This is a genomic window from Parafrankia sp. BMG5.11 (genome assembly GCF_004337455.1).
This window is the reverse complement of record NZ_SJXI01000038.1, coordinates 59,038-74,275: the sequence shown is the minus strand read 5'-3', so window position 1 is coordinate 74,275 and position 15,238 is coordinate 59,038. Positions and strand designations below refer to the sequence as shown.

Annotated in this window: 12 protein-coding genes and 1 riboswitch; of the genes, 6 read left to right on the top strand and 6 right to left on the bottom strand. The window is 74.4% G+C overall.

The genetic code is table 11. The features are described from left to right. Positions 1 to 7: 7 nt before the first annotated feature. Positions 8 to 2,437, bottom strand: coding sequence for an ABC transporter permease (locus E0504_RS26470; protein WP_112104607.1), 2,430 nt, complete (start codon positions 2,435 to 2,437; stop codon positions 8 to 10). Beyond that, a complete protein-coding gene (locus tag E0504_RS26465) occupies positions 2,434 to 3,231 on the bottom strand; it encodes an ABC transporter ATP-binding protein (protein ID WP_131626029.1) in 798 nt (265 codons plus the stop codon). Before E0504_RS26465 ends, E0504_RS26470 begins: the two co-directional genes overlap by 4 nt. Before the next feature lie 311 nt (positions 3,232 to 3,542). Here E0504_RS26465 and E0504_RS26460 point away from each other — a divergent pair, with 311 nt between their 5' ends. Next, positions 3,543 to 4,958 carry a sensor histidine kinase gene (locus E0504_RS26460; protein WP_235013552.1) on the top strand — a complete coding sequence of 472 codons (1,416 nt, stop codon included), beginning with the start codon at positions 3,543 to 3,545 and terminating at the stop codon, positions 4,956 to 4,958. Further along, a complete protein-coding gene (locus E0504_RS26455) occupies positions 4,955 to 5,623 on the top strand; it encodes a response regulator transcription factor (protein ID WP_083390750.1) in 669 nt (222 codons plus the stop codon). Before E0504_RS26460 ends, E0504_RS26455 begins: the two co-directional genes overlap by 4 nt. On the opposite strand, the gene E0504_RS26450 is transcribed toward E0504_RS26455, so the two are convergent. Both E0504_RS26450 and E0504_RS26445 read right to left on the bottom strand, forming a co-directional pair. Next, positions 5,601 to 7,541 carry an MFS transporter gene (locus tag E0504_RS26450; RefSeq protein ID WP_112104610.1) on the bottom strand — a complete coding sequence of 647 codons (1,941 nt, stop codon included), beginning with the start codon at positions 7,539 to 7,541 and terminating at the stop codon, positions 5,601 to 5,603. The genes E0504_RS26455 and E0504_RS26450 overlap by 23 nt on opposite strands. Continuing rightward, entirely contained in the window at positions 7,541 to 8,020 is a 480-nt protein-coding gene (locus tag E0504_RS26445) for a MarR family winged helix-turn-helix transcriptional regulator (RefSeq protein WP_071060176.1), read from the bottom strand. The genes E0504_RS26450 and E0504_RS26445 overlap by 1 nt, the downstream gene beginning before the upstream one ends. A 109-nt stretch (positions 8,021 to 8,129) precedes the next feature. Between E0504_RS26445 and E0504_RS26440 the strand changes: the two genes are divergently transcribed. After that, positions 8,130 to 8,813: an alpha/beta fold hydrolase gene (locus tag E0504_RS26440; RefSeq protein WP_071060175.1), complete on the top strand. Its 684-nt coding sequence runs from the start codon at positions 8,130 to 8,132 to the stop codon at positions 8,811 to 8,813. A 63-nt stretch (positions 8,814 to 8,876) separates the two neighbouring features. Here the strand turns inward: E0504_RS26440 and E0504_RS26435 are convergent, their stop codons facing one another. Both E0504_RS26435 and E0504_RS26430 read right to left on the bottom strand, forming a co-directional pair. Further along, complete coding sequence (locus E0504_RS26435) at positions 8,877 to 10,190, bottom strand: DUF2252 domain-containing protein (protein ID WP_071060174.1); 1,314 nt, start codon at positions 10,188 to 10,190, stop codon at positions 8,877 to 8,879. A gap of 106 nt (positions 10,191 to 10,296) precedes the next feature. Then, on the bottom strand, positions 10,297 to 11,382 hold the full coding sequence (locus tag E0504_RS26430; RefSeq protein ID WP_131626028.1) for a YafY family protein: 1,086 nt from the start codon (positions 11,380 to 11,382) through the stop codon (positions 10,297 to 10,299). A gap of 129 nt (positions 11,383 to 11,511) precedes the next feature. On the opposite strand from E0504_RS26430, the gene E0504_RS26425 reads away from it, so the two are divergent. The 3 genes from E0504_RS26425 (at position 11,512) to E0504_RS26415 (ending at position 15,094) form a co-directional block, all read left to right on the top strand. After that, a complete protein-coding gene (locus E0504_RS26425; RefSeq protein WP_131626027.1) occupies positions 11,512 to 11,928 on the top strand; it encodes a VOC family protein in 417 nt (138 codons plus the stop codon). Between the two features lie 215 nt (positions 11,929 to 12,143). Continuing rightward, positions 12,144 to 14,045 carry a lytic murein transglycosylase gene (locus E0504_RS26420; protein ID WP_243657627.1) on the top strand — a complete coding sequence of 634 codons (1,902 nt, stop codon included), beginning with the start codon at positions 12,144 to 12,146 and terminating at the stop codon, positions 14,043 to 14,045. A gap of 176 nt (positions 14,046 to 14,221) precedes the next feature. Continuing rightward, a complete protein-coding gene (locus E0504_RS26415) occupies positions 14,222 to 15,094 on the top strand; it encodes an alpha/beta fold hydrolase (protein WP_243657626.1) in 873 nt (290 codons plus the stop codon). Positions 15,095 to 15,155: 61 nt separating this feature from the next. Then, positions 15,156 to 15,232: riboswitch (S-adenosyl-L-homocysteine riboswitch) on the top strand. The last annotated feature ends 6 nt before the right edge of the window (positions 15,233 to 15,238 follow it).

Here is a 15,238-nt window from a genome sequence, read left to right as displayed (position 1 = left end):
ATCCACGTCATTCGGCCCGCAGCGCGGTCGTGGCCCTGGTCCCGGCCGCCCAGCCGGCCGGGACCAGGGCGCCGAGCACCGCGATCAGCAGGCCGCCGAGGACCAGCAGGGCGGCGGCCACCGGGCCGTACACGTCGATGTACGCCCGTGGCATGCCGGTCCTGGCGGCCGTGCCCATCAGCGGGACGACGCGGTGGTGCAGCGCGACGCCGGCCGGCACCCCCATCGCCGCGGCGCAGACGCCGATGCCCCCGGCCGAGGTCAGCACCATCGCGAGGACCTGCCGCGGCGTCATGCCCACCGCCTTGACGACACCGAGGTCGTGGACACGCTCCCGGGTGTCCAGGACGACGGTGTTGAGCACGCCGAGGCCCGCGACGACCACCAGGAGCAGCGTGAGCGAGGCGATCAGCGCGTCCATGACCGCGATCACCTCGGAGCCCTCCTCGAGGTTCGCCCGCACCACCGCCGGGTGGGAGGCGAGCGCGTCCTGCAGGGTGTCGACGTAGCGCACCAGGTCGGTCCCCGGCTGGAGATCGATGCTGAAACTGTCGACGGCCAGGCCGAGATCGAGACCGCGCAGCGAGGTCTCGTCGGTGGCGAGGTCGACAGTGTCGTCATCGAGATCGAAGACCTCGCCGACGATCCGCAGGGCCACCGACACCCCGTGGTCGGTGACGGTCACGGTGTCGCCGATCCCCGCGCCGGTCTCGTCCAGGAACCGCGTGTCGGCGACCGCCTCGCCCGGCCCCCGGAACCAGTCACCGGAGATCATCGGACGTGCGCCCCAGGATGAGTCGCCGGTGTGGGCGGTGACCGTCACCGGCCCGACGATCCCGAGCGCGTACACCTCGGCGTGCGCGCTGGTGAAGAAGCGGGCGGTACCCGGCTGCGCCGCGATCACCTTGGCCACGTCCGCGGCATCGCCCGCGTCCGCCACCTCACCCGCCGCGACCGGTGCCTGTGCCGGGCCCGGTGCCGCGACTCCCGACTTCGGGCCATGCGCCACCCGGACGTGGGTGCTCACGACGACCTCTCCGGCCTCGTCCCGGCTGTTGTCCGCCGCGATGGAGTCGAGTGTCGAGGCCAGGCCGACCGCGAACGAGACCCCCAGCGCCCCGAAGCCCACCGCGACGGCGAGCACGCCCGAGCGGGCGGGACGGGCGAACGGATGGGCGAGCCCCAGACTCAACGGCCGTGGCAGCGGCAGCCGGGCGGCGAGCCGGCCCGCCCACCGACCGCGGCCCGGTCGGGGCACGCGCCCGAGCCGCATCGCGTCGACGGGGCTGCGTCGCCCGGCGTGCAGGGCGGGCAGCAGCGCGGCGACGGCGACGAGCGCGAGCGCGCCCGCGCCGACGGCCGCGTCGACCCAGAGCGGCACGGACGGCGCGACGGCGCCGTAGGCGGCCGCCGACCCGTCGAAGACCACCATGGCGAGCAGGTTGCCGCACAGGATGCCGAGGCCGACACCGCCCGTGGCCGGGACGAGCACCTGGGCGACGTGTGCCCCGGCCGCCTGGGCCGGGGTGAGCCCCAGCGATCTCAGCACCCCGGTGCGCCAGATCGTCGCGCCGACGCCACCCGCGACGACGGTGCCGACGATCAGCACGGACATGGCCAGGCCGAGCACGCCGAACGCGGCCACGAACGGCGTGAACACCGCGGTCCGGACGAGCGCGCCCGCCCGGACGTCCAGGTAGGACCTGGTCCCGGTCACCGCGCCGGCGGGCATCCCCGCCGAGATCGCCGCCCGGCCGGAGTCGATCGCGTTCTCGGTGCCGGCGGCGGTGAGCCGGTAGAGCATCTGGAGGCCCGCCGGAACGTCCCGCGAGACGAACGCCGCCAGGGCGTCCGGCGCGACCCAGGCCCGGGCGCTGCCACCGGCCGAGTGAGCGAGACCCACCACGGTCAGCACGGGGGCTCCGGGCAGGTCGGGCAGCTGGAGGCGGGCGCCGAGCAGCGAGGGTGGCAGGGAGTCCGGGTCGAGAACGATCTCTCCTCGGTTGGTGGCCCATCGGCCCTCGATGACAGCGACCTGGTCGATCGAATCGGGGCCGCTGTCCGGCTGGTTCCGACCGACCACGGTCAGGGATGGCAGTCCGAGCCCGACGGGCAGTCCCGGCGGGCCGCCGACGATCCGGGGCCGCAGCTCGGCGACGGGGAACGGGCCGGCAGCCTGCGCCACCGGCGCCGCCGACCCGGTGGCGGCGAGCCGCGCGGCCGTCACCTTCGTCGCGTCGAACTGGACCGTGAGGTGCGCGCCGTGCTGGGCTGCGAACGCGCGGTCGAACGGTGCGCGTGACCCGGCGATCAGACCGAGCGCGAGCACCGAGGCCGTCACGGCGAGCAGCGTGGTCAGAGCCACCACCGACGCCTGCGCCCGGCGCCGGCTGACACCGGCGAGCACGACCCGTGCCAACGGCCCGGCGGGGTTCATCGGGACACCGGCGCCGGGCCACCGGTCACGGTCCCGCCGGTCCCGCCGGTCCCGCCGACGGCGGACCCGTCGGTGCCGCAGGCTGCTGTCGTCTCAGCGTCCCGGGCGACGGACCCGTGGGTGTCCCGGGCGACGGTCCCGTCCGCCAGCTCGACGGTGCGGCTCGCGCACGAGGTGGCGAGCGCCGCATCGTGGGTGACCAGGAGAAGTGTCTGCCCGTCGGCATTGACCGCGGCCAGCAGGTCCCGGACCTGGGCGGCGGCGACGCTGTCCAGCGCACCGGTCGGCTCGTCCGCGAGGAGAAGCGCGGGCCGGTTCATCAGTGCGCGGGCGACGGCGACCCGCTGGCGCTCGCCGCCGGACAGCCGTCCCGGGTAGGCGCCGCCGTGCCTGGCCACACCGAGGTAGCCGAGCAGCTCGTCGGCCCGGGCGCGCGCCCGGGCCGACGGTGTGCCGGCGAGCTGGGCGGGCAGCAGCACGTTGTCGAGGACCGTCAGGTCATCCAACAGGTTGAAAAACTGGAAGATCATTCCGATCCGCGCGCGACGGAACTTCGCCGCGGCGGTCTCGTTCAGCCGGTCGACCCGCACGCCGTCGACCGTGACACTGCCGGTACTCGGCCGGTCCAGCCCGGCCACCATGTTGAGCAGCGTCGACTTGCCACTGCCGGACGGCCCGACGATTGCCAGCGATTCGCCGGGTGCCACGGTGAGCGAGAGCCCGGCCAGCGCCGACGCGGCACCGTCGTATCTCTTGGTGATGTCGTGGATGGCGATGGCTGGGGGCGCGGGCATGGGTCCTCCACAGGTCTGAGTCGGTCGGCCACGACGCGGCCCGCGGCCGGTCACCCGTGCGGTGTCACCGCCCGACGTCCCGACCGGCGGCGCCAGCCCCCGGGGTGGGCTGTGCCGGCGAGTGATCCGGGCCGCGTCGGTCGGGACGCTAGGGGCCGGCGCGGGGCGGGCGCGTCGGCCGTCGCGCCGATGTCCGCTCCTCCGCCCGGCGCACCGGGCGCGACGTCATCCCTGCGAGGTAGGCCGGCGATGTACGGCCACTGCGCACCTCAGCGGATGTGGACGGACGCCGCTCTTGCCAGACTGGGCCGGTGATCTGGGCGGCGATCCGGCGGCATCGGGAACGGGCCGGCCCGGCCAGCCTCACCGTCTGGGCGTGGGTGGCCGACGCGATCCTCGCCCTGGTGCTGGCCCTGGGCGTGGTGACCGCCATCAACGGTGACCGCCTCCTCGCGGTGCCCGCACCGGGGACCTCGCAGTCGGCACGCGTCGAACGGCAGAGTCGACCGGTCCTCCCGCTCACACGGGTGACCCCCGTACCACCGGTGGAACCGGTACCACCAGTGGAACCGGTACCGCCGGCAGCACCGGTACCGCCGGTGGCCCCGGAACCGCGGGAGGTGCCGTCACGCGCGGGCCCGGCTCAGGTGTTCCCATCGCAGTTCGTCGCCGTCCAGACGCCGGTCGCCGACTGGCAGCTGGCGCTGGCCGTCCTCGCCGCGCTACCGCTGGCCGCGCGGCGGCGGTTCCCGCTGGCGACCTACGGGTGCGTCATCGCCGCCGCGTCGTTACTCCAGCTGGACGTGCACATCGATGACCTGACGACGTTCACCTTCACGGCCTGCCTGATAGCCGGGTACAGCGCGGCGATGTACAGCCCGCACCGAGCGTGGGCGGCGGCGGGCATCGCCGGTGGTGCCGTGCTGCTCACGCTCGGCCACCACACGACGATCCCCAGGATCAGCTCTGACTACTTTCCCTTCCTGGTCCTGATCCCGCTCGGCCTCGCGGCGAACGCCGCCCACACCCGCACTCAGCGCGCGCGGGTGCAGGAGGCGGAACGGGCCGCGGCGAGCCGGCAGGCCACCGATCAGGAGCGGGCCCGCATCGCACGCGAGCTGCACGACGTCGTCACCCACAATGTGAGCGTGATGGTGATCCAGGCCGGCGCCGCCCGCAAGGTGCTCGATGCCAACCCCGATCTGGCGCGCGAGGCCATCCGTGCGGTCGAGACCAGCGGCCGCAGCGCGATGACCGAGCTGCGTCACGTGATGGGCCTGCTGACGATGAGTGGCGGTGCCCCGGATGGGGGGGACGACGGCCCGGGCCCCAGCCCACAGCCGGGGCTCGGCCGGGTCGACGAGCTGGTGCGGCGCGTTCGCGACACCGGAGTGGACGTCGAGCTGAGTGCGACGGGAACGCCGGTGCCGTTGCCCGCCGGCGTCGACCTGGCCGCGTTCCGCGTGGTGCAGGAGGCCCTGACCAATGCCGTCAGGCACGCCGCCGGGGCGCGGGTCCGGGTCGCCGTGGTCTACGCACCGGGTCTGGTCCGGGTCGAGGTGACCGACAGCGGCGGCGTCCGGGCGGCGGCCGCCGGGGCGGGCAGCGGCGCCGGGCTGCTCGGCCTGCGGGAACGGCTCGCCGTCTACGGCGGCACGCTGGCGGCGGGCCCGCGCCCGACCGGCGGGTACCGGGTGCTGGCCGAGATCCCGCTGGACGGTCCGTGACCCCGCCACGGGTGGTCGTCGCCGACGACCAGGCGCTGGTCCGGGCCGGGTTCCGGATGATCCTCACCGCCGACGGGATCGAGGTGGCCGCCGACGCCGCCGACGGCGCCCAGGCCGTCGACGCTGTCCGGCGGACCCGCCCGGACGTCGTGCTCATGGACATCCGCATGCCGGTGATGGACGGGCTGGAGGCCACCCGCCGGATCCTGAGCGGCACGGCGGAGGCGCCCCGGGTGATCATCCTGACGACGTTCGACGTCGACCAGTACGTCTACGCGGCGCTGACCGCCGGGGCCAGCGGCTTCCTGCTCAAGGACGTCAGTCCCGAACAGCTGGTGGCCGCCGTCCGGCTGGTCCGCGCGGGGGACGCGCTGCTCGCGCCGACGATCACCCGCCGGTTGGTGGAACGGTTCGCATCACCGGAGCGGGTGGCCGCCGCGACGCACCGCGACCTGGCGACGCTCACCCCGCGGGAGCTCGAGGTCCTCCGGTTCCTCGCGCGTGGTCTGAGCAACGCCGAGCTGGCCGCACGTTTCCAGCTCAGTGAGGCCACGGTGAAGACTCATGTGGCCCGGATCCTCGGCAAACTGCGGCTGCGGGACCGGGTGCAGGCGGTCGTCGTCGCCTACGAGACGGGACTGGTCACCCCGGGGGGCCGCCCCTGAGCGGTCCGGTCGCGCCCGGACCCGGCCCGGCCGGACCCGACGCTTCGGGCCCGGGACCGGCCGCGTCGGCCCCGGGCGAGTCCGCCCCGGGCACCTCGGCCCCAGCTACGTCGGCCCCAGCTACGTCGGCCCCGGCAGCACCGGTCCCGACCCGATCACGGCCCGACGCCTCGAGGAGGACGGGCTCCGCCGGCACCGACTCGAGGAGGCCCACCGCGAGCGGGACCGGCTCGAGCGGGTCCCGCTCGACATGGTGGGCACCGCGCAGCACCGACGCCGCCGCGGCGATGAGGCCGAGCAGGGCCGAGGCCACGAACACGACGACGAGGCCGTCGTGGAACGGCGTCGAGATGAGGTGGGGGAAGAACTCGCGGCCGGTGACGGTCGCCCGGTGGTCCGGCGTCAGGTCGTCCAGCGTGCCGGTCGAGCTCAGCAGGTGCTCGACCGGGTTCAGGCCGAGCACCGCGGCGAACAGCGACGCGACCGGGGGCAGGGAACCGACCTGCTGGGCGACGTCGGCGGACACGCCCTCCGCCCGCAGGCCGGCGGAGAAGGCTCCCGGCAGGCTGCCCGCCAGCCCGGCGACCATGAGTGAGAAGAAGAGCCCGATGGACAGCGCGCCACCGGCGTTCTGGAAGGTCGAGCGCATCCCGGATCCGACCCCGCGCAGGTGCGCCGGGACGCTGCTCATGATCGAGGACGAGTTCGGCGCGGCGAACATCCCGGCGCCGATGCCGTTCACGGTGATCAGCAGGCCGAACGCCCAGTAGGAGAAGTTGACGGGCAGCAGCATGAGGCCGACGAAGCTGCCCGCGAACACCAGCATCCCGGTGGTGGCCAGGCCGCGGGCGCCGGAGCGGTCGGACAGGAACCCCGACAGCGGGCCCGCCACGAGGACACCGGCGGTCAGTGGCAACAGGTAGATTCCGGCCCAGAACGGGGTGTCGTCGAAGTCGTAGCCGTGCAGGGGCAGCCAGATCCCCTGCAGCCAGATGATCAGCATGAACTGCAGACCGCCGCGCGCGACCGACACCGCCAGGCCGGCCGCGTTCCCGGCGCTGAAGGCCCGGATTCGGAACAGCGAGAGCTCGAACATCGGCGACTCGAACCGCTTCTCGATCACGACGAAGGCTGCCAGCAGCGCCACTCCCCCGATGAGCAGCACCAGGACCTTGGGGCTGCTCCAGGCCATCGCGTGGTTCTTGTAGGGCTGCAGGCCCTCGGTGACGGCGATCAGCACCGCCCCCAGGCCCACCGAGAAGGTGATGTTGCCCCACCAGTCGAAGCGGCCCCGTTCCGGGCGGTCCCGGCGCTCGGGCTCGCGCAGCGTCCGGTAGGCCCAGATGGTGCCGAAGACACCGACGGGCACGTTCACCCAGAACACCGCCCGCCAGTCCAGGACCGCCAGCACCCCGCCGGCGACCAGGCCGATGAACTGCCCGGCGAGCGCGGCGACCTGGTTGATGCCGAGCGCCAGACCGCGCTGGTCGGGCGGGAACACGTCGGTGAGGATCGCGGCCGAGTTGGCGGCCAGCATGGAGCCGCCGACTGCCTGCAGCACGCGCCAGCCGATCAGCCACATCGCGGCGCTGCGCCCGTGGAAGGGATCGAAGGACAGCAGGATGGAGGCGACGGTGAAGACCACAAAGCCGGCGTTGTAGATCCGCACCCGGCCGAACATGTCGCCCAGCCGCCCCAGCGGCACGACGAGCACCGCCTGCACCAGGCGGTATCCCATGATCATCCAGAGCAGATAGCTCACGTTACCGGGCGCCAGCGGATCCAGGTCGATGCCGAGGAAGATCGGCGGCAGGGCGATCAGGACGATGGAGCCGTCGAGCGCCGACATGAAGACCGCGGCGGTCGTGTTCGCCAGGACGGCCCAGCGGCGATCGCCGTGCTTGGTGACGGCCGCCATCAGATGCGCTGCGCCAGGCGCTCGAGCAGCGGCGCGGCGGCCTTCAGGCAGGCCAGCTCGTCGTCGTCGAAGCCGCTGGACAGCGCCCGCGCGAGCTGCTCGCTGCGGGCGTTTCGCCTGTCCCGCAGCGCCTCGCGGCCGGCGTCGGCGAGCGAGAGGATCACCCGGCGGCCGTCGTCGGGATCGGGCCGGCGTTCGACGAGGCCACGCTCCTCCAGGCCGCCCAGGGTCGCCCCCATCGACTGCGGGCTGATCGTCTCCTGCTTCGCGAGGGCCGCGGCGGTGGTCGGGCCGCCGCGCTCAAGGCGCACCAGGGCCGCGATCTCCCCGACGGTCAGCTCACCGTCGGGCTGCACCAGACGCAGCCGCCGCCCCAGCAGGCTCATGCTCAGCCGCAGCCCGGCCGCGATCTCGAGGAGGTCGGCGAGTTCGACGGGCCCGGCGGCGTCCGCCTCGACGATCTCAGCGTCAGCGAACATTCCGTCAGCCTAGACTTACAAGTCCAGCCTGACCAGATGTGTCCGGGTCAGTGGGCCGACGTCACGGAATCGGAAGCGCCGGCCGGTGATCTGGGCTTACTGTTCGGGCATGGCTGACATCGCGCCGGTGGTTCTCGTCCACGGCCTCGCGTCGTCGAGCGAACACGGCTGGCGTGCAGCCGGCTGGATCGACCTGCTCCAGGAGACGGGCCGTGAGGTCGTCGCGGTCGACCTGCCCGGACACGGCCGCTCCCGCCGGGACACCGATCCGGCGGCCTACCCCGACGCCGCCGCCGAGATCGCCGAGGCGTTCGCCGGGCGCGGCGCCGTCGACGCCGTGGGCTTCTCCGCCGGCGCCCACCTGTTGCTCGAGTGCGCGGTGCGCGGGCTGGCGCCGTTCAACCGGCTCGCCCTGATGGGCGTCGGCCCACGGCTGCTGGAGCCCCGCCCGCAGCGGGGCCCGGTTCTCGGTGCCACACCGTCCGAGGACGACGGCACCGACATCCTGGCCCGCCTGATCCGCGGGCTCGCCCGGCGCGCCGGCAACGACATGGCGGCGGTGGACGCGTTCGCCCGCCGGCCGAGGCGGACGCTCACCACGGCCGAGCTGGCCACCGTCGGCTGCGAGGTCCTGATCGTCACCGGCGAGCGGGACGAGGGGGCGGGCTCACCCGAGGAGCTGGCCGCGCTGTTCCCCAAGGCCACCGGACGGACCATCGAGGGCGCGGACCACTATTCCGTGCAGGCCAACCCGCGGGCGATGAACGCCGTGCTGGACTTCCTCGGCGTCTGACCGCCCCGGCGGGCAGGCGCGCGGCCAGGCGCCGACGGGTCGGCGCCTGGCCGGCCCGCGGTCTCAGTCGACGTCGATGATCTGCCCGTTGCGGAACATGTCGACGAACAGCGCGTGGTCGTGGTGGACCTGGGCGCCGTAGTCGTGCGCGAACTCGACCAGGGACGCCGTGAACGCCTTCTCGTCCGCCGAGATCGCCTCGTGGATCGCGTCCTCGGTGGAGAAGCTGACCAGGTCGTGCTCGCTCTCGTCGTCGGCGACGGCGTGCATCCGCGCGGTCGACCGGCCGAGGTCGGCGACCAGGGCGAACATCTGCTCCCGCTCGTTCACCTCGGACCAGTCCAGATCCTGGGCGTACGGCGACACCTCGGCGACGAGCTGGCCGACGCCGTCGACCTCGGTGTGGCCGAGCCAGGTGTCGCTGTCGGCCTGCAGCGCCCGCTGCGAGACGGCCGTCCGATGGCCCTGGTGGTGGAAGTACTCCCGGATCCGTTCGTCGGAGACGAAGCGGCTGACCGCCGGGACCTGCCCCTGCTTCATGTACAGGACGACGTCGTTGTCGAGCGCCTCGGTCTGGCCCTCGACCAGCAGGTTGTAGGACGGCAGGCCGGCGCTGCCGATGCCCACCCCGCGCCGGGCGACGACGTCCTTGACGGTCAGCGACACCGGGCGGGTGCGCCGGCCCGGCGGCACCGTCGCCAGGTAGCGGTCGAACGCCTCGAGGACCTTCGCGCGGGTCTCCTCGTCAACCGCGGTGACGCCGTCGACCCGCGCGAAGCGCCGGTCGTAGTGCTCGACCACCGTGAGGTCGTCGAGCAGGCCGACCCGGGTGGAGCGCCGTGCCTGCTGCAGGAACGCGTGCACCACGCCCGAGGTGGACGTCCGGGTCAGCAGGTCCGCCGACGACCCGCCCTCGGCGAGGTCGCGGATCTTCTCCCGGTAGGCGTCCGCGCAGGCCTCGACGAGGCCCGTGATCACGGCGTCGCTGAGCGCCTTGGCGCGGCCCAGCAGCGCGAGGCTCGCCACCAGCCGGCGCAGGTCCCAGCGGAACGGCCCGACGTAGGCCTCGTCGAAGTCGTTGACGTTGAAGACCAGCACGCCGTTGCTGCTCATGTAGGTGCCGAAGTTCTCCGCGTGCAGGTCACCGTGGATCCACACCCGGCTCGTCCGCTCGTCGAGGAACGGGTCGTCGATGTCGTGGACGTCGGCGTAGAAAAGCGCGGCCGAACCCCGGTAGAACGCGAACGGCGAGGCCGCCATCTTCCGGAACTTGCGCCGGAACGCGCCCGGCTCGGCGGCCATCAGCTCGCCGAACGCCGCCGTGAAGACGTCCCCGATCACCTGGGCGCGCTCGGATTCGGGGGCGGACGTCGTCATGCGCTGCGCTCCTCCTCGCGCGACTACCACTGTGGTCCGCGCGTTATCCGTTCAGCATGCCAGCGCTTCCCGGCCGGGGGCCGGGCCGGGCCGGGGGCCGGTCATCTCAGCACGCGGGCGGGTTCGCGGGCGGGCCGTAGAACGCCGTCAGGCCCGCGACCGCGTCCGCCATCGCCGCCCGCAGCTCCGGGGGATCGAGCACCTCCAGCTCAGGGCCGAGGACGAGCAGGTCGCCTCGGGCGTGCCGGACCGACTCGATCGGGAGCTCGGCGCGCACCCAGCCGTCGGCGTCGGGGTCGCCCGCGGTCTGCTCGACGGCCCGCGCCACCGCCGGGGCGAGCCGGAAGGGAACCATCCGCCGGCCCTCCGGCGACAGGCGCACCGTGGCGGTCCCCCGGTAGACGCCGGCCTCGTACCTGGCGGTCCACTGCTCCCAGTAGGCCGCCAGGTCGAACCGCTCCGGCCGTTCGAACGTCTCCGGCATCGCCTCGAGACCGAGAATCCTCGCGACCCGGTACACCCGCACGGACGCCTCGAACGCCTCCGCCGTCTCCGGTGTCTCCGGTGTCTCCGGTGTCTCCGCGGGTGGAGCGTCCGCGATGTCGGCCCGGCCGTCGCCGGGGCAGGCGGCGGCTACGACATACCAGGTGCCGCTCTTGAGGACCACGCCGAGCGGCTCCAGCTCGCGGACGACCCGGCGCGGTGCGCGCCAACGCAGGTAGGTGATCCGGATGCGCCGCCGCCCCCACACCGCACCGGCGACCTCTGCGAGCAGCGGCACCGGCTCGGCGGCGCGGAACCAGCCGGGCGCGTCGAGGTGGAACAGCTCCCGCACCCGAAGTGCCCGCTCACGGGCCTCGGCCGGGAGCGCGGCGAGCAGCTTGAGCTCGGCGGCGGCGGCGACCGCGCCGAAACCGAGCTCGGCGGCGGCGTCCGGGAGCCCGGCGAACAGCAGGGAGTCGGCCTCGTCCGAGGTCAGCCCGGTCAGCCGGGTGCGGTAGCCGGCGAGCAGCTCGTAACCGCCGGTGGCCCCACGCTCCGCCAGCACCGGGACGCCGGCCTCGGCGAGCGCGTCCAGGTCCCGGTAGACCGTGCGGACCGACACCTCCAGCTCGGCGGCCATCTCACGGGCCGTCAGCCGGCCGCGGGTCTGCAGCAGCAGGAGGACGGAGAGGAGCCGGCTGGCACGCACGACCGAATTCTCCCCCGTCTCCCTCTGTCATCTCCCGGCGATACCTGACAGGAGAAGTCAGTTATCGACGCCAGGATGGGTGTTGACAGCGCACCGACGCGTGGAACCAACGAGCGAAGGAGTTCGACCATGGCAACCACGGAGATCGCCCAGCCCAGCCAGGCCGCGCCCGTGACCTGGGCAGGGCTGATGCTCGACTGCCCGAACGCGAAGGATCTGGCGGCCTTCTACGGCGAGCTGACGGGCTGGGGCGTCGGCGGCGCGGACGAGGAGGGCGCCTGGGCGTTCCTGAGCCCGCCGGGCACCGAAATCATGATCGGCTTCCAGCGCGTCGAGAGCTACCAGCCGCCGAGCTGGCCCGACCAGTCCGCGCCCCAGCAGGTCCACCTCGACTTCCGCGTGGCGGATCTGGAGGCCTCGATCAGCCTCGCGGAGAAGCTTGGGGCGACGCAGGCCGAATTCCAGCCGGGGGGCGAGCGCTGGCGGGTGCTGCTCGACCCGGCCGGCCACCCGTTCTGCCTCTGCCCGCCGGCGCAGGAGGGCTGAGCGCGGCGTCCGCAGAGCGGCGGATCGCGTTCATGTCACCTGTTCTTCGCCCGATGGTCGCGCTGGGCAGCCACAATTGTACGGATGTGGTACTTCCCGGCGGATCCTGACCCTCGCCCGATCCGATGACACCGGCGGATGGCGACACGCCGGGCGGCCGCCACCGGCGGCCCCGGCAGCAGCCCCGTAACGGCCGCGTCCGGACGGCGTTGCCAGTGGTCGCCACGGCGGGGCTGCTGCTGCTCTGCTCCGGCGCGGCGGCCCGGCCGGAGTCGGAGCCGTTGCCATCCGATCAGGCCGGCCGGTGGAACCTGGCGGATTCCAAGCCGCCGGGCACGGCGCCGACCGACGTGGCGAGCCTCACCGAGATCCCCGCGGGCCTCGACCCACTCGGAGAGGACTCTGGTGCGGCCGGCGATGGCGGTACCGACGCGACGACCGCCCCGGGGGACGAGACCGGCGGGGACGGGAGCGCCGGCCGCGGGAGCGGGAGCGACGACGGCTCGGGGCCGGCGGGCACTGTCATCACGGGTGGGCGGGGCGTCCCCGACCGCGTCCTCGACGCCTACCGCCAGGCCGCCGGGCGCGTCGAACGGGAGCTGCCCGGCTGCCACCTCCCGTGGGAACTCCTCGCCGCCATCGGGAAGATCGAGTCCGGCCACGCGGCGGGCCGGCCGATGGCCGACGACGGCACGGTGACCCGGCCGATCCTCGGTCCCGTCCTCGACGGCCGGGATGGGCGCGCGCTGATCCGCGACTCGGACGACGGCGTGTTCGACGGCGACACCACGCTGGACCGCGCGGTCGGCCCGATGCAGTTCATCCCGACCACCTGGCGGACGTCGGGCCGGGACGGGTCGGGCGACGGCCGCCGCGATCCGCAGAACATCCACGACGCGACGCTCGCCGCGGGCGGCTACCTCTGCGCCCACGGGCGGGACGTGAGCCGGCCGGACCAGCTGCGCGCGGCGATCTTCTCCTACAACCCGTCGACGTCCTATGTGAACGCCGTGCTGACCTGGATGACCGCCTATCGGGAGAAGGGCGCGACCGCGCTGCCCGGCGAGCCGGCGCAGGCCGGTGACCCGGAGCCGGCTGTCCCGGAGCTGACCGCCCCGGAGCCGGCTGGCGGCCCCCTGGTCCCAGCCGGGCCCACGACGCCGGCTGAGCCCACCGCGCCGGCTGAGCCCACCGCGCCAGCTGAGCCCACCGCGCCGGCCGAACCGGGCACGCCGGCCCCCAGTGAGCCCCCGGCCGGGCCGGGGCCGTCGCTGCCTGCCGGCGGGGACGGAGGGCCCCGCGTCGAGGTCGTCCCGGAGGAGCACCGGCCGGGTGACGGGGGCGGGGTCGGCGAGGAGCCGGTGTCCGCGGCACTGCGCGACCTTGGTATCGCGGTCACCGATCTCGCCGTCACACCGGTCGAGCTCGACGGCACCGCCGCCGGCTTCGAGGCGCTGGACCTGACCTCGGCGCGCCGCCCGGCTCCGGCCGGACCACTGCGGGTGGTGGCCACCGCCGCGACGGAGGCCGGGCGCCCGATCGCGAGAAGCGAGATCACGATTCCCGCCGAGCCGGACCGGCCCGCGCAGGCAGCGCCCGGGGGCACGGGAGCGGCGTCCGGGGCCGCTGGAACGACGCCCGGGGAGGAGAAGCCGACCCTGCTCGCGCGGCTCGCCGGCGGGGACCTCGCCGCGGCGGGCCTGCCCGCGGGAAGGTTCGTCCTCACCCTCGAGGCGCATGCCGAGTCCGGGCGCGTGTACACGGTGCGGCTGCTGGTCAGCCAGGTGAACGTGAAAGCCTTCGTCGCCCGCCCGGCGGCCACCGGCACTCCGCCCACCGGGCACGCGCCGTCCCCGAAGCCGCCGGCGTCCGCACCCGGGCCGTCTACCGGATCGCCCGCCGGCACACCGAGAACTCCCGTCCGGGCCGCCACTCCACCGGCCGCCTCGCCGCCAGCCACGTCGACACCGGCCACCTCAAAGCCGGCCATGTCTCCACCGGCCACCTCGCAGCCGGCCACCACGCAGCCGGCCACCTCGGCGCCAGCCGCGGTGGGGTCCGGCCCCGCGACGCCCACGGCGACTCGGACGGGTGACCCGGCGTCCGCGGCGCCGTAGGGCGCGTGTGCGGCGCGGCGCCACCGGGATGAGCACCGTGGAATGAGCATCGCCGGGATGGCGGCCGCGGCGGGCCCGCTCGTCGAGGCGGCCGTGCGCGGGGCGTGGGCCGGGGACGTCCACGATGGTGGATGTCGGAACGTGGGTGTCGGAACGGGTCGGGAAAGCGGGTGTCGGTGAGGGCACGGACGAACGGGCGGGCGCCGGAGGTGCGGGCGGTGGGCGCCCGAGGTGCCGTGAACGAGGTGCTCGTCGTAGGCGACGGGGAGCCGGTGGTGCTGGTCGCGCACGCGTGGGGGGCGTCGGCGCGGGTCATGCTGCCGACGGTGGCCGGTGTCCCCGGGACGCTGGTCGCGGTGAACTTCCGCGGCTACGGGGGCTCGTCGCCCCGGCCGAACGGCTGGACGTACGCCGACCTCGCCGAGGAGCTGGCCGGCGTCGCCCGCGCGGTGGGGGCCAGCGCGGCGGTCGGGCAGAGCATGGGCGCGGGCGCGCTGCTCGCCCTGGCCGACGGCGAACCGGACCTGTTCACGGCGATGGCGCTGCTGCTGCCCCCGGCCGTCGACGAGCCGATCCCGGCCGAGATCCACGAGATGTTCCGGCGCGTCCACGTCGCCAGGCTGGCCGGTGACCCGGCGGAGCTGCGGGCCGAGATCGCGCGGTGCATGTCCCCGGAGCTTCGGGACGCCCGCGGCGGCGCCGTCTACCTGCGCGCGTACGCGCTCATGCTGATGGCCTGCTCGGCGCCCACCGAGCGGCCGGGGAACGCGCCCGTCCCGGACCGCGCCCGGCTGGCGCGGGTGCGCGCGCGGACGCTGGTCGTCGGCCAGGAGGGCGACCTCATCCACCGCACGGAGACGGCGCTGGCCCTCGCCGCGGCTCTTCCCGCCGCCCGGTCACATGTGTTCCCGGCGACAGCACCGATGTGGAGCGAACGGCTCGCGCTGCGCACGCTGCTGACCGACCACCTGGCCCCGGCTGACACCCCGGCGCTGGCGGGTCATCGGGCGGTGACCGACCCGCCGGGTACGGCCGATCCGCTGAGCTGACCGTTCACCCGGCCGGTCGAGCCCCGCCCCGCGGCGCGCGGACGGCACGGTATCGTCGATGCCGGTCGAGGGGCGCTGCAACGGACCGAGGTCCGCCACGCTCGATCGGAACCTCATCCGCAAGGGCGCCTCCCACAACCGGGA